General features: G+C 74.0%; 14 protein-coding genes and 2 pseudogenes. 3 read left to right on the top strand and 13 right to left on the bottom strand.

Features of this window, described 5'->3' with window-relative positions:
* Positions 1-64: 64 nt before the first annotated feature.
* Positions 65-2,926 carry a type I DNA topoisomerase gene (topA, locus tag ADL22_RS26745; protein ID WP_066985057.1) on the bottom strand — a complete coding sequence of 954 codons (2,862 nt, stop codon included), beginning with the start codon at positions 2,924-2,926 and terminating at the stop codon, positions 65-67.
* 544 nt (positions 2,927-3,470) lie between these two features.
* Here topA and ADL22_RS26750 point away from each other — a divergent pair.
* Together ADL22_RS26750 and ADL22_RS26755 are read left to right on the top strand one after the other, a co-directional pair.
* Positions 3,471-4,079, top strand: a complete 609-nt coding sequence (locus ADL22_RS26750; protein WP_066985061.1) for a hypothetical protein — start codon at positions 3,471-3,473, stop codon at positions 4,077-4,079.
* Positions 4,076-4,522, top strand: a complete 447-nt coding sequence (locus ADL22_RS26755) for a DUF2752 domain-containing protein (RefSeq protein ID WP_066985064.1) — start codon at positions 4,076-4,078, stop codon at positions 4,520-4,522. Before ADL22_RS26750 ends, ADL22_RS26755 begins: the two co-directional genes overlap by 4 nt.
* Before the next feature lie 17 nt (positions 4,523-4,539).
* On the opposite strand, the gene ADL22_RS26760 is transcribed toward ADL22_RS26755, so the two are convergent.
* The 6 genes from ADL22_RS26760 to bldG all read right to left on the bottom strand — a co-directional run bounded on the left by ADL22_RS26760 (position 4,540) and on the right by bldG (position 11,511).
* The gene (locus ADL22_RS26760; RefSeq protein WP_066985067.1) at positions 4,540-4,944 is read right to left on the bottom strand and encodes a hypothetical protein; all 405 of its coding nucleotides are present in this window, start codon (positions 4,942-4,944) and stop codon (positions 4,540-4,542) included.
* A gap of 266 nt (positions 4,945-5,210) precedes the next feature.
* A complete protein-coding gene (locus ADL22_RS26765; RefSeq protein WP_066985070.1) occupies positions 5,211-6,740 on the bottom strand; it encodes a N5-glutamine methyltransferase family protein in 1,530 nt (509 codons plus the stop codon).
* A gap of 99 nt (positions 6,741-6,839) precedes the next feature.
* Positions 6,840-7,424 (bottom strand): small secreted protein, encoded by a 585-nt coding sequence (locus tag ADL22_RS26770; RefSeq protein ID WP_066985072.1) that lies wholly within the window; start codon positions 7,422-7,424, stop codon positions 6,840-6,842.
* A 216-nt stretch (positions 7,425-7,640) separates the two neighbouring features.
* A complete protein-coding gene (locus ADL22_RS26775) occupies positions 7,641-10,043 on the bottom strand; it encodes a sodium-translocating pyrophosphatase (RefSeq protein ID WP_066985075.1) in 2,403 nt (800 codons plus the stop codon).
* A gap of 589 nt (positions 10,044-10,632) precedes the next feature.
* Entirely contained in the window at positions 10,633-11,061 is a 429-nt protein-coding gene (locus ADL22_RS26780; RefSeq protein WP_066985078.1) for an ATP-binding protein, read from the bottom strand.
* Between the two features lie 108 nt (positions 11,062-11,169).
* A complete protein-coding gene (bldG, locus tag ADL22_RS26785) occupies positions 11,170-11,511 on the bottom strand; it encodes an anti-sigma factor antagonist BldG (RefSeq protein ID WP_004571875.1) in 342 nt (113 codons plus the stop codon).
* 160 nt (positions 11,512-11,671) lie between these two features.
* On the opposite strand from bldG, the gene ADL22_RS34995 reads away from it, so the two are divergent.
* A complete protein-coding gene (locus tag ADL22_RS34995) occupies positions 11,672-14,032 on the top strand; it encodes a DEAD/DEAH box helicase (protein WP_199836380.1) in 2,361 nt (786 codons plus the stop codon).
* Between the two features lie 141 nt (positions 14,033-14,173).
* Here ADL22_RS34995 and ADL22_RS35000 read toward each other — a convergent pair.
* The 6 genes and pseudogenes from ADL22_RS35000 to ADL22_RS26815 all read right to left on the bottom strand — a co-directional run.
* Positions 14,174-14,518, bottom strand: a pseudogene (locus ADL22_RS35000) (Rv3654c family TadE-like protein); the annotation flags it as partial.
* Between the two features lie 76 nt (positions 14,519-14,594).
* The gene (locus ADL22_RS26795; RefSeq protein ID WP_079064454.1) at positions 14,595-14,912 is read right to left on the bottom strand and encodes a TadE family type IV pilus minor pilin; all 318 of its coding nucleotides are present in this window, start codon (positions 14,910-14,912) and stop codon (positions 14,595-14,597) included.
* 37 nt (positions 14,913-14,949) lie between these two features.
* On the bottom strand, positions 14,950-15,138 hold the full coding sequence (locus tag ADL22_RS26800) for a DUF4244 domain-containing protein (RefSeq protein WP_066985088.1): 189 nt from the start codon (positions 15,136-15,138) through the stop codon (positions 14,950-14,952).
* A 289-nt stretch (positions 15,139-15,427) separates the two neighbouring features.
* Entirely contained in the window at positions 15,428-16,303 is an 876-nt protein-coding gene (locus ADL22_RS26805; RefSeq protein ID WP_066985091.1) for a type II secretion system F family protein, read from the bottom strand.
* A 302-nt stretch (positions 16,304-16,605) separates the two neighbouring features.
* A pseudogene (locus ADL22_RS26810) lies at positions 16,606-17,523 on the bottom strand (type II secretion system F family protein); the annotation flags it as partial.
* The gene (locus tag ADL22_RS26815; RefSeq protein ID WP_066985094.1) at positions 17,520-18,677 is read right to left on the bottom strand and encodes a TadA family conjugal transfer-associated ATPase; all 1,158 of its coding nucleotides are present in this window, start codon (positions 18,675-18,677) and stop codon (positions 17,520-17,522) included. The pseudogene ADL22_RS26810 and the gene ADL22_RS26815, both read right to left, overlap by 4 nt.
* Positions 18,678-18,919: the final 242 nt, after the last annotated feature.

Raw genomic sequence — 18,919 nt, forward strand, 5'->3', positions numbered from 1 at the left:
CGCTCAGCCCCGGCCCGAGCCCGCGCTCAGGCCCGGCCCACCCGTCCGCTCACCCGCGGCCCGCTCACTCCCCGTCGGCGACCGCGGCCTTCTTCGCCGCAGTCTTGGCCGCCGTCGCCTTCTTCGCCGTCGTCTTCTTCGCCGCGGTCTTGGTGGCGGCGGTCTTCGCGGCCGCTGTCTTCTTGGCGGTCGTCTTCTTCGCGGCGGTCTTCTTCGCCGCCGTCTTCTTCGCCGGCGCCTTCTTGGCGGTCTTCTTCGCCGGCCCCTTGGCCCGCTTCTCCGCCAGCAGCTCGTAACCGCGCTCCGGGGTGATCGTCTCGACGTCGTCGTCCCGCCGCAGCGTCGCGTTGGTCTCGCCGTCGGTCACATACGCCCCGAACCGCCCGTCCTTGACCACCACCGGCTTACCGCTCACCGGGTCGGTGCCCAGCTCCTTCAGCGGCGGCTTGGCGGCGGCCCGGCCGCGCTGCTTGGGCTGCGCGTAGATCGCCAGCGCCTCGTCCAGCGTGATCGTGAACAGCTGCTCCTCGCGCTCCAGCGAGCGGGAGTCCGTACCACGCTTGAGGTACGGGCCGTAGCGGCCGTTCTGCGCGGTGATCTCCACGCCCTCCGGGTCCGTGCCGACGACCCGCGGCAGCGACATCAGCTTCAGCGCGTCCTCGAGCGTCACGGTGTCCAGCGACATCGACTTGAACAGCGAGGCGGTGCGCGGCTTGACGGCGTTCTTGCCGGTCTTCGGGGTGCCCTCGGGCAGCACCTCGGTGACGTACGGGCCGTAGCGGCCGTCCTTGGCGACGATCTGGTGGCCGGTCTCCGGGTCCATGCCCAGCTCGTAGTCGCCGCTCGGCTTGGCCAGCAGCTCCTCGGCGTACTCCACCGTCAGCTCGTCGGGCGCGAGGTCCTCGGGGACGTCGGCCCGCTGGTGGCCCTCCTCGTCCTTCTCGCCGCGCTCGACGTACGGGCCGTAGCGGCCGACCCGCAGGGTGATGCCGCTGCCGACCGGGAACGACGAGATCTCCCGGGCGTCGATCGCGCCCAGGTCCGTGACCAGCTCCTTCAGCCCGCCGAGGTGGTCGCCGTCCCCGTTGCCGGCGTCCGCCGCGCCGCCCCCGGCCGGGCCCTCGCCCTCGCCGAAGTAGAAGCGCCGCAGCCACGGCACGGCCTGCGCCTCACCGCGCGCGATGCGGTCGAGGTCGTCCTCCATCTTGGCGGTGAAGTCGTAGTCGACCAGCCGGCCGAAGTGCTTCTCCAGGAGGTTGACCACGGCGAACGAGAGGAACGACGGGACGAGCGCGGTGCCCTTCTTGAAGACGTAGCCGCGGTCCAGGATCGTGCCGATGATCGACGCGTACGTCGACGGGCGGCCGATCTCCCGCTCCTCCAGCTCCTTGACCAGCGTCGCCTCGGTGTAGCGGGCGGGCGGCTTGGTGGCGTGGCCGTCGGCGGTGATCTCCCGCGCGGCCAGCGCGTCGCCCTCGGCGACCTGCGGCAGCCGGCGCTCGCGGTCGTCCAGCTCGGCGTTCGGATCGTCGGCGCCCTCGACGTACGCCTTGAGGAAGCCGTGGAAGGTGATGGTCTTGCCGGACGCGCTGAACTCGGCGTCCCGGCCGTCCGCGGCCTGCCCGCCGATCTTGACGGTGACGGAGTTGCCGGTCGCGTCCTTCATCTGGGAGGCGACGGTCCGCTTCCAGATCAGCTCGTAGAGCCGGAACTGGTCGCCGGTCAGACCGGTCTCCGCGGGCGTGCGGAAGCGGTCGCCGGACGGGCGGATCGCCTCGTGCGCCTCCTGGGCGTTCTTGACCTTGCCGGCGTACGTGCGCGGCTTGTCGGGGAGGTAGCCGGCGCCGTACAGCTGCGTCACCTGCGCCCGGGCCGCGGCGACCGCGGTGTCCGAGAGCGTGGTGGAGTCCGTACGCATATAGGTGATGAAGCCGTTCTCGTACAGCTTCTGGGCGACCTGCATCGTCGCCTTGGCGCCGAAGCCGAGCTTGCGGCTGGCCTCCTGCTGGAGGGTGGTCGTCCGGAACGGCGCGTACGGCGAGCGGCGGTACGGCTTGGACTCGACCGAGCGCACCGCGAACGAGGTCTGCTCCAGCGCGGCGGCCAGCGCCCGCGCGTTCGCCTCGTCCAGGTGCAGCACGTCGGCGTTCTTCAGCTGCCCGTTCGGCCCGAAGTCGCGGCCCTGCGCGACCCGGCGGCCGTCGACGGTGGCCAGCCGGGCGGTCAGCGCCGAGGGGTCGCTCGGGTCACCCTCGCGTCCCGTGGAGAACGTGCCGGTCAGGTCCCAGTACTCAGCCGAGCGGAACGCGATCCGCTCGCGCTCCCGCTCGACCACGAGCCGGGTCGCCACGGACTGCACCCGGCCGGCGGACAGCCGGGGCATGACCTTCTTCCACAGCACCGGGGAGACCTCGTAGCCGTAGAGGCGGTCGAGGATGCGGCGGGTCTCCTGGGCGTCGACCAGCTTCTGGTTGAGGTCGCGGGGGTTGGCGACGGCCTCGCGGATGGCGTCCTTGGTGATCTCGTGGAAGACCATCCGGTGGACCGGGACCTTCGGCTTGAGGATCTCCTGGAGGTGCCATGCGATGGCCTCGCCCTCGCGGTCCTCATCGGTGGCGAGGAAGAGTTCGTCGGACTCGGCCAGCAGCGACTTGAGCTTCTTGACCTGGTCCTTCTTGTCGCTGTTGACGACATAGATCGGCTGGAAGTCGGCGTCGACGTTCACGCCGAGCCGGGCCCACGGCTCGCCCTTGTACTTCGCCGGCACCTCCGCCGCGCCGTTGGGGAGGTCGCGGATGTGCCCGACGCTGGCCTCGACCACGTAGCCGGGGCCGAGGTAGCCCTTGATCGTCTTCGCCTTGGCAGGCGACTCGACGATGACGAGTCGGCGGCCGCCGCCCTCTGCGGTCTCGCTGGTCGGGGACAACTTGGCTCTTCTCTCCGGTCGACGCTGGGAATGGCTCCTGGGCCGGACGCCCGGGGCGCACTGCGGTGACGCTTGACGCTGCGGAGTGTGACGGTACCTCCCGCCCCCGTGTCAAACGGAAAAACCCCGCAACGCCACTCGAACGGTAACCCGACTACATGCCTTCGCGCCGCCCCGGCCGCTCCGGCCGCCCTGCGACCGGCCCGGCGCCGGGCCGGATGGATCACGGCACCACCGCCCGGCCGCCGGACCGACGCCGGCCGGCCACCCGGCGCGGCCTGGGTCCGATGCCGCACAGTAACCACCCGGTGGCCGATTCCGGTGCGGTCCGGGGCGCGCCGGTGCGGCGACCGGTACGGCTCGGGCGCGCCTCGGGTACGGCCCACTCGGGTACGCCTCGGATGCGGCGACTGTCACAAGGCGGCTCCGGTTGCCGTCATCACCTTGATACGTCAGGTGATCGGACTGGCAGGATGGGCGCGGCACGGCTCGCGCAGGAGCCGGCAGCCGCCGTCATCACGCACTCTCGGGGGGAACCTCACCCATGGCGCACCAGTACCCCGGACCGCCCCCGGAACAGCCGCCCGGCCAGCCCGGCGCCCAGCCCGGCCCGCAGCCCGGCCCGAATCCGTACGCCGCTCCGGACGGCGGCCGGCCCGCCGAGGCCGGCTACGGCTACCCGCAGGGCGGCAGCCCCGGCGAGCCCGGCTACGGCTACCCGCACGCCGCCCCGCCGCCGCCCGGTTTCCCGCCCGGCACCCCGCCGCCGCCCCCGCCGGGCGGCTTCCCCGGCCAGGCCCCGCCGGCCGGCGGGGTGGTCCTCTCGCTCGGCGACATCGCGGTCAGCGGCGACACGGTCATGACGCCGGCCGGTCCGATGCCGCTGCGCGGCGCGGTGTGGACGGCCACCGACATGTCGCGCACGGAGGAGAAGATCCCCGCGCACGCCATCGTGCTGGCCGTCATCTTCTTCCTCTTCTGCCTCCTGGGGCTGCTCTTCCTGCTGATGAAGGAGCGCACCACGACCGGCTTCGTGCAGGTCACCGTCAACAGCGGCGGCCGGCACCACGCCACGATGATCCCCGTGCAGTCCCGCGAGCAGGTGATGTACGTGATGAACCAGGTCAACTACGCGCGGTCGCTGAGCGTGTGAGCCCCGAGCCGCCCCTGGGTCCCGCCGGCGCGGCGGCCCCCGAGGCCGAGGCCGCGGCCGTCCGCCGGCGCACCCTGTGCCGGGCGGGCGCCGCGCTCGGCCTCGGCGCGCTCGGCGCCGTCTACCTCTGGCACACCGACCCGCACCAACCCGGCCAGCTGCTGATCCCGTGCCCGTTCCGCCTGATGACCGGTCTGCTCTGCCCGTTCTGCGGCGGTACGCGGATGGCCTACGACCTGATGCACGGCGATCTCGTCACGGCCTTCCACGACAACGCGGTGCTGCTCGTCCTCGGCGGGCCGGCCGTCGCCTGGGCCGCGGCGCGCTGGCTGGCCGCCGGGCTGCGCGGGCGGCACCGGCCGCTGCGGCTGACCGCCCGCGGCAATGCCGTGGTGCTCGGCATCGCCGCGGTGTGGATGGTCGCCCGCAACATCATCAGCTGACGCGCGGGCGGCCCGGGTCAGCGGACGGTGACCTTCACCACCGGGGAGAGCGTGCTGCCGGCCGCGATCCGCAGCTCGTTGACGCCCTTGATGCCGAGCTTGACGCGGACGGAGTACGACCCGCCGGTGTTGACCGGCGCCTGCGCGGGCAGCGACACCCACTTCTTGCCCTGCTTCTGCTGGACCGTGACCTTGGTGCCGGCCTTGATGCCCTTGGCGGCGCCGCTGATCCGGAATTCCTGCCACGCCTTGACCGTCGTCGCGCTGGCCTTGGCGGTCAGCGAGGCCGCCGCGGGCGCGGTGGCCACGACGGGGGCGGGGGTGTGGACCTGCTGCGGCGCGGCGAAGGCGGCGGCCGAACCCCCGGCGAGCAGGGCGGCGGTGGCCATCCCGACGGCGGCGTAGCGGAGTGCACGGTTCATGTCGGATTTCCTCACTGATGGGCCAATGAGCTGATTGGTGACCTTCACCGAGGAACACGGGCGGGGGCAGGCGGAGGTTCCCCTTCCGCCGCCCAAATCGCCGAAATCACCGGAACTGGCCGAAACTGAACGTCCGTATACGGACGGCTAGTTGGCCCCGGAGCCGCGCCGCCGCACTCCGTACGCCCGGACCGCGCACCCTCCGCCCGGCCGCGCGCCCCGCTCCGTACGGCCGCGCCCCCGCCCCGTACGCCCGCGCCGCCCGCTCAGTCCACCGGCTCCAGGAACCCCTGCTCCACCAGCGTCCGGATCGACGCCGGCGTGCGGTCCCGCAGCAGCACCGGATCCTCGCCGACGAGCTGGGCGATGGCGTCCAGGATCCGCCCGGCCGGCAGCGAGCCGTCGCACACCCCGGCGAACCCGGCGCCGACCGTGTCCACCTTCGTCGCCCGGCGCATGCCCCGGCTCTGACGGAGCACCACATGCTCCGGGTCCTCCGCGCCGGGCAGCCCGACCTGCTCCTGCACCACCTCGCCGGCCAGCTTGAACCGCGCGGCCAGCAGCGCCGCGTCATCGGTGGCCCGGAGGTAGTCCTGCCGCGCGAAGTGGCCCAGCACCGCGTCGCCCAGCGGTTGTTCGACCGGGTGGGGCCATTCCTCAAGGGTGATCGAGGGGTTCTCGGCGCCGGACTTGCGCAGCGTGATCCAGCCGAAGCCGACCGCCTTCGTCCCGCGCGCCTCGAACTCGTCCAGCCAGGCGTCGTACCGCGCCGCGTACTCCTCCGGCGCGGCGCGGTGGTCGCCGCCGTCCCGCAGCCACAGCTCGGCGTACTGCGTGATGTCCTGCACCTCGCGCTGGACGATCCAGGCGTCGCAGCCGCGCGGCACCCAGGAGCGCAGCCGGTCCTGCCAGTCCTCGCCGGCCACGTGCTGCCAGTTGGCCAGCAGCTGGCAGTACCCGCCGTCGCTGAGGTGCGCGGCGGCCTGCTGGACGAGGGTGCGGCACAGGTCGTCGCCGCCCATCCCGCCGTCCCGGTAGGTGAGCCGCGCCCCCGGGGAGATCACGAAGGGCGGATTGGACACGATCAGGTCGTAGGTCTCCTCGCCGACCGGCTCGAACAGTGAGCCCTCGCGCAGCTCCGCCGGCCCGGCCCCGGACAGCGCCAGCGTCAGCGCGGCGATCCGCAGCGCCCGGGGGTTGAGGTCGGTGGCGGTGACCCGGGTGGCGTGCTGGGCGGCGTGCAGCGCCTGGACGCCGGAGCCCGTGCCGAGGTCGAGCGCGCGGGCGACCGGGCGGCGCGCGGTGATCCCGGCGAGCGTGGTGGACGCCCCGCCGACACCGAGCACCAGCTGGGAGCGGTCCACCCCCGCGGCGCCCTGGATGCCGCCCGCACCGCCGACCGCGCAGCCCAGGTCGGAGACGATCCACCAGTCCTGCCCGTCCGGGCCGGCGTACGGGCGGACGTCCACGGTGGCGCGCAGCTCGTCACCGTCCCGCACCAGCCAGCCGTCCGCCAGGCAGTCGGCCACCGGGAGCACCGCCGCGGCGCGCGCCTCCGGCACCGGCCGCTGGAGCAGGAACAGCCGCACCAGCGTCTCCAGGGGCCCGCCGCCCCGGGTCGCGCGCAGCGCGGGGACGGTCTCGCTGCGGGCCAGCGCGGCGTACGCGGGCGCGCCGAGCAGGTCCAGCAGACCGTCGGCGGTGAACGCGGCGGCCAGCAGCGCCGCGCGCAGCCGGCTCGTCCGGGCGCTGCTCTCGGGGTCCTGGGCATCTGCGGTGGGGAGGTGCGTCGTCACCCCACCATTGTCGGTGCTGCCACTGACAATCGCCGACGGCCCGGCGCCACGCCCCGTCCGGGCGCGTCGCCGGGCCGCCGCCCGTATACGTCCGCCGAGCTAGGCGCTCTTGGAGGGCGCCGCGGTCGGCCCCTCCGAGCCGCCCTGGTTCTGGCAGCCCTTCTGCCGGGCCATCGCCTTGCCGACGTCGCCGGACTCCAGCTTCTTGAAGGCCGCCTCGCTCTTGGCGTTGAGCTTGTTGATGCCGTTGGAGAGGTTGCGCAGCCCGTCCGCGAACTTCAGCTTGTCCGAGGTGTCCAGGCCGTCGACCTGCTTCTTGAGGTCCTGGTATCCCGTGGAGAGGGAGTTGAGTTCCTTGACGGCGTTCTTCTGGGCCTGGTCGCCGCCCTCGCTCGGCGGCGCGCCCGCCTTGTCCAGGGACTTGGCCAGCTGCCCGTAGGCGTCGGAGATCTTCTGGAAGGCCGCGGAGTCGGTCTGCTGGACCTTCTTGGAGTCCGTGTTGCCGCTGTCGGCCGTCTGCATGGCCGCGTTGGCGTCCTGGATCTGCTTGAACGGAGCCTGCGCGGGGTCGCAGAACGACTTCGCCCAGTTGTCGAGCTTCTCCGTGTTGTCGCTGCTGCAACCGGTCAGCCCGAGCAGGAGTGCGGCACCGCCGGACAGGGCAGCCACAAGCTTCTTGTTCACCGGATTGGTCCCTTCCATGGCTCTCGGCCCCGGAACATACACGTCCAAACGGCCTGGTCCATGGGTCGGGCCTCGGCCCCGGCCCGCATTGCAGCCATTTGCACCAAGGGCCGCCGGCCGGGCCGGACGCACCGCGGGCGGGTGTCCGGCGCGCGCAAGAAGCGCCGTACACCCGCCCGTTGAGCGGTCCCCGGGCCGGTCGGGCGGCCCTTCCGGTCAGGAGGCCACGGCCGTCTCGGTCGACTTGGCGACATTGCCGGCGTCGCCGGAGCTGTTGCCTTCGTCACCCACGGCGATCCCCCGCCGCTTGGAGACGTAGACCGCGCCGACGATGACCACGAGCGCCAGCAGCGCGACCGCCACCCGGATGCCCAGGCTCTTGTCGTGGCCGTACGAGAACTTCACCACGGCCGGCGCGATCAGCAGCGCGACGAGGTTCATCACCTTCAGCAGCGGGTTGATGGCCGGGCCCGCGGTGTCCTTGAACGGGTCGCCGACGGTGTCGCCGATGACCGTCGCGGCGTGCGCCTCACTGCCCTTGCCGCCGTGGTGGCCGTCCTCGACCAGCTTCTTGGCGTTGTCCCAGGCGCCGCCGGAGTTGGCCAGGAAGACCGCCATCAGCGTGCCGGTGCCGATCGCGCCGGCCAGGAACGAGCCGAGCGCGCCGACGCCGAGCGAGAAGCCGACCGCGATGGGCGTCAGCACCGCCAGCAGCCCCGGCGTGGCCAGTTCGCGCAGCGCGTCCTTGGTGCAGATGTCGACCACCCGCCCGTACTCGGGCTTCTCGCTGTAGTCCATGATCCCCGGCTTCTCGCGGAACTGCCGGCGCACCTCGAAGACCACCGCGCCCGCCGACCTGGATACCGCGTTGATCGCCAGCCCGGAGAACAGGAAGACGACCGAGGCGCCCAGTACCAGGCCCACGAGGTTGTTGGGCTGCGAGATGTCCAGGCTCAGCCCGAGCCCGCCGGCCGCCCGCCCGACGTCCCGTACGGCGTTGGCGATGGCGTCCCGGTACGAGCCGAACAGCGCCGAGGCGGCCAGCACCGCGGTGGCGATGGCGATGCCCTTGGTGATCGCCTTGGTGGTGTTGCCCACCGCGTCCAGGTCGGTCAGCACCTGCGCGCCGTCGCCGGTGACGTCACCGGACATCTCGGCGATGCCCTGCGCGTTGTCGGAGACCGGCCCGAAGGTGTCCATGGCCACGATGACGCCGACGGTGGTCAGCAGGCCGGTGCCGGCCAGCGCCACCGCGAACAGCGCCAGGGTGATCGAGGCGCCGCCCAGCAGGAACGCCCCGTACACCGCGAGCGCGATCAGCACGGCCGAGTAGACCGCCGACTCCAGGCCGACCGAGATGCCGGACAGCACGACGGTGGCCGGGCCGGTCAGCGAGGTCTTGCCGATGTCCCGGACGGGCCGCCGGGTGGTCTCGGTGAAGTAGCCGGTCAGCTGCTGGATCAGCGCGGCCAGCACGATCCCGATGGCCACCGCGACCAGCGCCAGCATCCGGGGATCGCCGGGGTGGCCCAGGATCTCCGGGTCGCTGACGCCGGCGAGGTCCTGGTAGCGCGCGGGCAGGTAGGTGAAGACCGCGGCCGCCACCAGGACCAGCGAGATGCCCGCGGAGATGAAGAACCCGCGGTTGATCGCCGTCATCCCGCTGCGGTCCCGGCGCCGGGGCGCCACCACGAAGATCCCGACCATCGCGGTCAGCACGCCGATGGCCGGGACGAGCAGCGGGAACGCGAGCCCGGCGTCGCCGAACGCCGCGGTGCCCAGGATCAGCGCGGCGACCAGCGTCACCGCGTACGACTCGAAGAGGTCGGCGGCCATACCGGCGCAGTCGCCGACGTTGTCGCCGACGTTGTCCGCGATGGTGGCGGCGTTGCGCGGGTCGTCCTCCGGGATGCCCTGCTCGACCTTGCCGACGAGGTCGGCGCCGACGTCCGCGGCCTTGGTGAAGATGCCGCCGCCGACCCTCATGAACATGGCGATCAGCGCGGCGCCGAGGCCGAAGCCCTCCAGCACCTTCGGCGCGTCCACCGCGTACACCAGCACCACGCAGGAGGCGCCGAGCAGGCCGAGGCCGACGGTGAACATGCCGACCACGCCGCCGGTACGGAATGCGATCTTCATCGCCTTGTGCGAGACCGCGGTGAGATCCTTCTGCGCCGCGCCGTCTTCCGGAGTGGCCTCTCTGGCCGCAGCCGCCACACGCACATTGCTGCGCACCGCCAGCCACATGCCGATATAGCCGGTGGCCGCGGAGAATGCCGCGCCGATCAAGAAGAAGACGCTGCGCCCGATGCGCTGCGGCCAATTGTCCGCGGGCAGCAGCATGAGCAGGAAGAACACGACGACGGCGAATACGCCGAGGGTCCGCAACTGCCGTGCCAGGTAGGCATTCGCGCCTTCCTGCACCGCCGCCGCGATCTTCTTCATACTGTCGGTCCCCTCACCGGCCGCGAGCACCTGGCGGACCAGCACCGCCGCGACCGCCAGTGCGGCCAGGGCGACGACGGCGATCACCAGCACGATCCCGCGGTTGCCCGCGGTGAGCGACGGTGCGGCAAAAGTGAGGGTGTCCATCAACTGAGGGGTGTAAGGCCCCGCCATTCGTCCTCCTTGACGTTATGGCACATGGGCGCGCGGAAGCACGCTCAGGCGTCCTGAGCAAGATGTGGACGGATTCTAGGGAGCCCCGGTTGATCAAAACAGGGCGCCGCAAAGGGAATTCGCCTGCTCCCCCTGAAGATCAATAGTCCGGCGGCCCCCCCGAATTCGCCCGGACGAAGGAAACCTCTGAATTCACTGACCCCGGCCCGATGATCCCTCTTTCCCACCGGCACCGCACTGATCGCCGCTGCTCAATGGCCCGCCGGGGCTTCCGGCACCAACTGCCGCCCGTGAAAGGGGAGGAAAGAGAGACCTGAGTTGACACGGGTAATCGCCTGGGGGTGCCGGGAGCGGTTGATCCACTGGGCGATGACGTGGCGTCAGATGACGGCTTGATCGTGTCGATCGGGGGGGTGGGCGCGGGGATGCAGCGCGCAGGGATGCAGCGCACGGGGGTGTGTGCGAGAAGGGGGCGTGTGCGGGAAGGGGGTGTCGGCCGGCTACGGCAGCAAACGGGCCCGCCACAGCGGCAAGCCGGGGCCGGTCCGCCTACGACAGGACCGTTTCCCCTACGGCGGAACAGGTGCCGCTACGGCAGAACCGGCGTCGCGTGCGCGGGCCAGCTCATCCGGATGCGCCCGCCGCCTTCTCCCGACGTCACCTCGACGTCGTCGACCAGCCCGCTGATCACCGCGAGGCCCATCTCGTCCTCGCCCTCGGCGTCGCTCTCACCGGCGCCCGCGCCGGCCGCCGCGGCCGCGCCGGACCCGGGGACCTCGTCCCCCACCTCGATCGAGAACTTCTTCTCGTCCTCGATCAGCACCACCCGCACCGGCGCCGACAGGCCATGGCTCTCGTGCAGCCCCACGGCCCGGCTGCACGCCTCACCCACGGCGAGGCGGACCTCGTCCAGCACGGCCTCGTCCACTCCGGCGCGCCGCGCCACGGCAGCCGCGACCAGACGCGCGGTCCGGACGTGCTCGGGAAGGGCGCTGAAGCGTAGTTCGACGGTGGCCATGCCATCCCCCTCGTGATGCGGGCGTGCGACGCGGGGGGCCGGACGGACGCGCCCGGTACCCCCCACTCTTCCACCCCCGCGCCGGAAGCGCGGGGGACCGGCGAACCGTCAGTCAGTGGCCGCGACGGCTTCGTCGACCGAGGTGTGGATCGGGAACACCTTGGTCAGACCGGTGATACGGAAGATCTTGAGAATGCGCTCCTGGTTGCAGACCAGGCGCAGCGAGCCCTCGTGGGCGCGCACCCGCTTGAGCCCGCCGACCAGGACGCCGAGCCCGGTGGAGTCGAGGAAGTCGACACGTTCCATGTCCACCACGAGGTGGTAGCTTCCGTCGTTCACAAGCTCGACCAGCTGCTCGCGCAGCTTGGGCGCGGTGTATACATCAATCTCGCCACCGACCTCGACGACCGTACGGTCGCCAACGGTCCGGGTCGACAGGGACAGGTCCACGGATCCTCCAGCACCTTGCTATCGAGCGGTCGCCCCCCTGGGGCCTCCCCACCGAGGTAGGGGCGGATCGGCAGCCGCCATGGCATTCAATCACTTACCAGCAGGCGTGCACGACGCCTTGTGAGCATTGTCCGTCACACCGGTGACACACTCGGTGCCGATGGCCTCCAATCGACTTCCGCCGGACCGTGGCGCGCGCACTTCCCCAGGCATGATTCTCGACCGTCTCGCCCGGGGCGCGACCCGCGCTGCGCGCATCACTCATACGGAGCACTTGCCCCCGCGCATCGGGACCCATGCCGAATGGCCGGCACGGATCCGGCCGGAAGTGATCGACGCCATCCGTTCGGCCGGAATCGAGCGCCCCTGGGCCCACCAGGCACGAACCGCCGAACACGCGCTGCGCGGCGAATCGGTCGTGGTCGCCACCGGCACCGCCTCCGGCAAGTCCCTGGCGTATCTGGCGCCGGTCCTGTCCGTCCTGCTGGACGGCGCCGAGGCGCCGAACGGGCGGGGGGCCACGGCCCTGTACCTGGCGCCCACCAAGGCCCTGGCGGCCGACCAGCGCCGGGCCGTGCGCGAGCTTGCCGCCCCGCTGGGCACCGCCGTCCGGCCCGCCGTCTACGACGGCGACACCCCGGTGGAGGAGCGCGAGTGGGTGCGCCAGTACGCCAACTACGTCCTGACCAACCCCGACATGCTGCACCGCGGCATCCTCCCCGCCCACCCCCGGTGGTCCTCCTTCCTGCGCGCCCTGCGCTATGTCGTGATCGACGAGTGCCACACCTACCGCGGCGTCTTCGGCTCGCATGTCGCGCAGGTGATCCGCCGGCTGCGCCGGGTCTGCGCCCGCTACGGCGCCGAGCCGGTCTTCCTGCTGGCCTCGGCCACCGCCGCGGAGCCGTCCGTGGCCGCCTCCCGGCTCACCGGCCTGCCGGTGGCGGAGATCACCCAGGACACCTCCCCGCGCGGCGAGTTGGTCTTCGCACTGTGGGAGCCGCCGCTGACCGAGCTGCACGGCGAGCAGGGCGCCCCGGTCCGCCGCACCGCCACCGCGGAGACCGCCGACCTGCTCACCGACCTCGCCGTCCAGGGCGTGCGGACCGTCGCCTTCGTCCGCTCCCGGCGCGGCGCCGAACTCATCGCGCTGATCGCCCAGGAGCGGCTCGCCGAGGTGGACCGCTCGCTGCCCGGGCGGATCGCCGCGTACCGGGGCGGCTATCTGCCCGAGGAGCGCCGGGCCCTCGAACGCGCGCTGCACGGCGGTGAGCTGCTCGGACTGGCCGCCACCACGGCGCTGGAGCTGGGCGTGGACGTCTCCGGCCTCGACGCCGTGCTGATCGCCGGCTATCCGGGCACCCGGGCCTCGCTGTGGCAGCAGGCCGGCCGGGCGGGCCGCGCCGGGCAGGGCGCGCTGGCCGTCCTGGTGGCCCGCGACGATCCGCTGGACACCTATCTCGTCCACCACCCGGAAGCGCTGTTCGACCGGCCCGTCGAGTCGACCGTGCTCGACCCGGACAACCCGTACGTCCTCGCCCCGCACCTCTGCGCGGCCGCCGCCGAACTCCCGCTCACCCAGGCCGACTTCGCGCTCTTCGGCCCGGAGACCGAGGGGCTGCTGCCCCAGCTGGAGGCGGCGAACCTGCTGCGCCGGCGCACCAGCGCCTGGTACTGGACGCGCCGCGAGCGGGCCGCCGACCTCACCGACATCCGCGGCCAGGGCGGCTCGCCCGTCCAGATCGTCGAGGCCGGCACCGGGCGGCTGCTGGGCACCGTGGACGCCGCGGCGGCGCACACCACCGTGCACGAGGGCGCCGTCCACCTCCACCAGGGCCGCAGCTATCTCGTCCGCCACCTGGACCTGGACGACGACGTCGCCCTCGTGGAGGAGGCCAGTCCGCCGTACTCCACGACCGCCCGCGACACCACCGCGATCTCCATCCTGGAGACCGACACCGAGGTGCCCTGGGGCGAGGCCCGGCTCTGTTTCGGCTCCGTCGAGGTCACCAACCAGGTCGTCTCCTTCCTGCGCCGCAAACTGATCACCGGGGAGGTCCTGGGCGAGACCAAGCTCGACCTGCCGCCCCGTACGCTGCGCACCCGCGCGGTGTGGTGGACGGTCACCGAGGACCAGCTCGACGCCGCCCGGGTCAACCCCCAGCAGCTCGGCGGCGCGCTGCACGCCGCCGAACACGCCTCCATCGGCATGCTGCCGCTCTTCGCCACCTGCGACCGCTGGGACATCGGCGGCGTCTCCGTCCCGCTGCACCCCGACACCCTGCTGCCGACGGTCTTCGTCTACGACGGCCACCCCGGCGGCGCGGGCTTCGCCGAACGCGCCTTCCACACCGCCGCGGACTGGCTCACCGCCACCCGCGGTGCCATCGCCGCCTGCGAGTGCGAGGCCGGCTGCCCGTCCTGCATCCAGTCCCCCAAGTGCGGCAACGGCAACGACCCGCTCCACAAACGAGGCGCCATCCGCCTCCTGACCGAACTCCTGCGGGGGGCGCCGGGCGAATAGGGCCGGGGCGCGGGCCGCGAGGGCGGCGGCTACCGGGGTGGGGGCCGGCCGGGGGCCGACGGTCCGCGTGGCGCGGGCCGTCGTGCCGGTCTCCGCGACCCGGTCGCCCGGCGGTGCGGCGGGCACCCGACCGGCGTCCGTCGCGCCCGTGGCGGGACCCGCACGGGCCCGTACCCGGGCGGTGAACGGGCCGCTCCCGGCCTCCGCCGTGACATCGGCGACCGGCCCGGCCAGCGCGCAGCGCACCAGGCGGGTGTGCTGCCCGGCGGCCACCCGGCGCGCGGCGGCGCAGGCCGCGTCCGGGCCGCGGAGCGCCCGGTCCGCGGCAGCCAGCGCCGCCAGGTCGGCCGCGCCGCCCGCCCGGTGCCGGACGACAACGGCCTGTCCCACGGCCATCAGCGCCGCGAAGACCGCGCAGAGCACCGCCGCCGCGAACACCGTCCACACCGTCGCCGACCCCTCGTCGTCACACCGCTCCCTCCGCAAGGGCTCATTCCGTTTCCTCCCTAAGGGCTCACACCACTCCCTCCCCAGGGGCTCGTTCCGTTTCCTCCGTAAGCGCTCATACGGTTTCCTCCGCAAGGGCCACCGCCTCTCCCCGCACCCGTAGCGCCAGCCGGGCCATTCCGGGCAGCCCGGCCTCGACCCGTACGCGCACCAGCTCGCCGTCCCGCGCCACCGCGATCCGCGCGCCCTCCGGGGCCGCCTCGCGCGCCGCGGCGAGCACCCGCGCCGGGGGCTCCTGCCGCGCCGCCGCCCGCGCCCCGGCCCGCGCGGCGTCCACGCAGGCGATCCGGGCGCAGGCGGCCACCAGGCCCCAGATCAGCGCCGCCGCGACCGCCACCAGCACCGGCAGCACCAGCGCCGCCTCCGCGGTCACGAACCCGGCGTCCCGCGCCCGCCGGCGCCCCCGGCCCTCAGAACGGCACATCGAGCGCCCTCTGGAGCAACGACCGCAGCGCCGCGACCACCGGCCCGCTCGTCACGAGCTTGTAGAGCACCGCCGCGAACGCACACGCGGCGAGCGTCCCCACGGCGTACTCCGCCGTGCTCATCCCGCGGTCCGCCCGCGCCGCCCGCACCCGCTTCCACCACTGACGGAACATCTCCTGCCTCCTTGATCTCGCTGAATCGATGAATTGATGGATGGATCCGTGGATCGTTGAACTGGCTGATGGCAGATGGCTGATTGCCGTCTGTCGCTTGCCGATTGCCGTTTGCCATTGGTTGATTGCCGATGGCTGATTGCTGGTGGATCACTGCTCGTCGCGTTGCCGCCTCGTTGGGTTGTCGCGTCGTTGGGTTGTCGCGTCGTTGGCTGCTCCTTCCGCAGTCGTTGGGGTGTCGGCCCGGTCGGCGGATGGGCCGGTCCGCCGCCCCGGGGCATCTCTGGCCTCACTCACCCCCCAGCAGGTCGCCCGCCAACCCGATCAGGACCGGGGCCAGGCCCAGGATCAGGAAGGCCGGGAGGAAGCAGCCGGACAGCGGGAGGGTGACCAGTACCCCGGCCCGGCGGGCTCTGGCGGCGGCGGTGCGGGCCCGGTCGGCGCGCAGTCCGGCCGCGATCCGGGACGCCGGTTCGACGGCCGGAGCGCCCGATATCCCGGCCCGCTCCATGCACCGGGCCAGCTCCCCGGCTCCGGGCAGCTCCGCCAGGCGCGCCCAGACGGCGGCTGGTTCGCCGCCCAGGCGGAGCTCCGCCGCGATGTGGCGCAGCCGTTCGGCGACCGTCCCGTCCAGTGAGCGGCCCACCGCCTCGGCCGCCGCCCGCGGGCCGGCACCGGCCGCCAGGCAGGCCGCCAGCAGCTCACCGGCCGGGGCGAGTTCGGCGGTCACCCGCGCGGTAGCCGTCCGCTCGGCCGCCGTGGCCCGCTGCCACCGCAGCCAGCGGTACGCGGCCCAGCCGGCGGCGAGCCCGGCCAGCACCCCGGCCACACCGCCCAGCAGCACGGCCAGGCATCCGGCCACCGCCACCGGCCCGACCCACCGCGCCAACCGGCCCTCTGGACCGCCCTCTCCCGGACTGCCCTCCCGGCCCGCTGGCGGCCTCCCCCGCCAGGCCCGACCACTCCCCCGAGCCCGGCCACGCCAGCCCTCCGCACCGCCGTGCGGGCCGCCGTACGGGCCGCCTGGGGCGCCCACCAGCACGACCGGGATCCGCCGCCGTACGGCACGCTCCACGCGCACCGCCCGGAGCAGCTCCGGCCCGTACAGCACGGCCGCCCCGACCGCCACCGCCATCCCCACCCTGTGGACAACGTCCGGGCTCATCACACCCACCTCCCCTTCGCTCCCACTCCCGCTTTCGCCCCGGCTTCCGGCGCCGGGTATCCACTCCCGGCCCCTCGCCCGCTTCCGTCCCAGTGCCTCGGCGCGTACAGCCGGAGCCGGTACGGCGCATCGGGCCCGTCCGAGCCGCCCGACGCCCCCGGCGCGGCCGCCGCACCCCGCTCATACGCCCCACCCGACTCCTCCGGCGCACCCCTCCCGCCCGGCACACCCCTCTGCTCGCCCGGCACACCCCGCCTCCGCCGACCCGACGCACCCCGCTCACAGGCCCCGCCCGGCTCCTCCGACGCCGCCGCGACGATCCGGGCCGTCCAGGCCACCCCGCCCCACTCCAGGAGCCCGCCGACCAGGAGGCAGCCCCACCCGGCGGGGGTGTGCAGCAGCACGCCGAGGGGGTCGGCGCCGAGTGCCCCGCCCATCAGGAGTCCGCCGGCCGGCAGCAGGGCGAGCATCAGGGCGGTGGCCCGCGGACCGGCCAACTGGGTCCGCAATTCCTCGCGTTGGTTCCGTTGCGCGGTGAGTCCGGCGGCGATCCGCTCCAGCCCGCGGGCCAGCCCGGCGCCGCCCTCCACCGCCACCTGCCAGCACGCCGCCGCCGCGGCCAGGCCCTCGGCGCCCGGTCGCCGCGCCGCCGCCCGCAGGGCCCCGGGCACGTCCCCGCCGTAACGGGCGGCCGCCAGCACCGCCGGTTCCACCTCGCCCAGCGCCGGCGCGCCGGCCTCGACCAGGGCCCGGTCCGGTTGCCGGCCGGCCCACAGCTCGCCCGCGACGGCCGCGCAGAACCGGATCACCGCCGCCGCCCGCCGGTCCGCCGCCCGCCGCCGGGCCCGTCCGGCCAGCCACCGCCGTACGGCGACCAGCGCCACCGGCGCGGCCAGCACCGGCAGCACGGACCGCCCCAGCAGCCCCAGCGCGATCCCGGCGGGCAGGCACCACAGCTCGGCGCCGGCCTCGCCGAAGCGCCCGAACCGCCACCGCCGCCCCGTCCCGCCGTCCGTCCGCCCGGCGCACCACTCCCGCAGCGCCGCACCGCGCCCCCGGCCGGACCCCGCCGGGCCCGACCCGCCGCCGTCCCCCAGGACCGCCGCCGCCCGCCGCCGCAGGGCCCGGCCACGCCACGGCCACCGCACCAGCAGCACCGCGCACCCCGCCAGAACCGCGGCCACCGCCGCGGCCGCCACCGGCGCCGCTCCGCCCGTCAGCACCCCTCCCCACCCCTTTCGCACAGCCGCGCCAGCCGGGCCCACCCGGGCGCCTCCTGGAACCCCTCCGGGCTCCACACCGCCGCCGGGACCGTCACCACGAAGCCGTCCCGGTCCCGGTCCAGGACGTGGATCTCGGCGATCCGCCGCCGCCCGGAGCGGTCCCGTACGAGGTGCAGCACGGCGGACACCCCCGCCGCCAACTGGCTGTGCAGCGCGGCGCGGTCCAGCCCGGCGGTCGAGCCGAGCGCCTCCAGACGGGCCGGTACATCGCACGCGGCGTTGGCGTGGACCGTTCCGCAGCCGCCCTCGTGGCCCGTATTGAGGGCCGCCAGCAGATCGGTGACCTCGGCGCCGCGCACCTCGCCGACCACCAGCCGGTCCGGCCGCATCCGCAGCGCCTGCCGTACGAGATCCCGCAGGGTGACCCGGCCGACGCCTTCCTGATTGGCCGGCCGGGTCTCCAGCCGGACGACGTGGGGGTGGTCCGGCCGCAGCTCCGCGGAGTCCTCGGCCAGGACGATCCGCTCGGCGGGGCCGACCAGTCCGAGCAGGGTGCTCAGCAAGGTGGTCTTGCCGGAGCCCGTACCACCGCTGACCAGGAACGACAGCCGGGCCGCCAGCAGCGCGCGGAGCAGCTGGCCGCCACCCGGCGGGATCGTGCCGGCCGCGGTCAGCTCCGGGAGCGCGAAGGCCCGGTGCCGCAGCACCCGCAGTGACAGGCACGTCCCGGCCACCGCCACCGGGGGCAGTACGGCGTGCAGCCGGGTGCCGTCCGGAAGCCGGGCGTCCACCCACGGGCGGGCGTCGTCCAGCCGCCGCCCGGCCACCGCCGCCAGCCGCCGGGCGAGCCGGCGCACCTCGGCCTCGTCCCGGAAGCGGACGGAGGTGCGCTCCAGTCCGGCGCCCCGGTCCACCCAGACCGCGTCCGGCGCGGTCACCAGGACGTCCGTCACCTCGGGCGCGGCCAGCAGGGGCTCCAGCGGCCCGCTGCCCACCATCTCCGACCGCAACGCGCCCACCTCGCCCAGGACTTCGGCGTCCCCGAGGAGCCGCCCCTCCTCGCGCAGCGCCACCGCCACCCGGGCCGGGGTCGGCTCCGCACCGGCCTCGGCGAGCCGCCGGCGCACCCCGTCGAGCAGTTCCCGGCTCATCCGGCACCACCACCCCAGGCGACCGCCCCGGCCCGTACGGACCCGAACGCGCCCGCGGCGCCCCGGCTCCCGCGCGGCCACCAGCCCGCCCCGCACCGCAGCCCGTCCCGCCACCAGCCCCCGCACCACGGACCCCAGGCGAGATCACGACCCGCTCGATTCCCCTCCGGGCACCGGCCGCCGAACCGCGGACCGCGCCCGGATCGGGCACCGGCCCGATACCCCTCCGGCCCCCACCGGCC

It is taken from the genome of Streptomyces sp. NRRL F-4489 (assembly GCF_001509485.1).
Classification (GTDB): Bacteria; Actinomycetota; Actinomycetes; order Streptomycetales; family Streptomycetaceae; genus Streptomyces.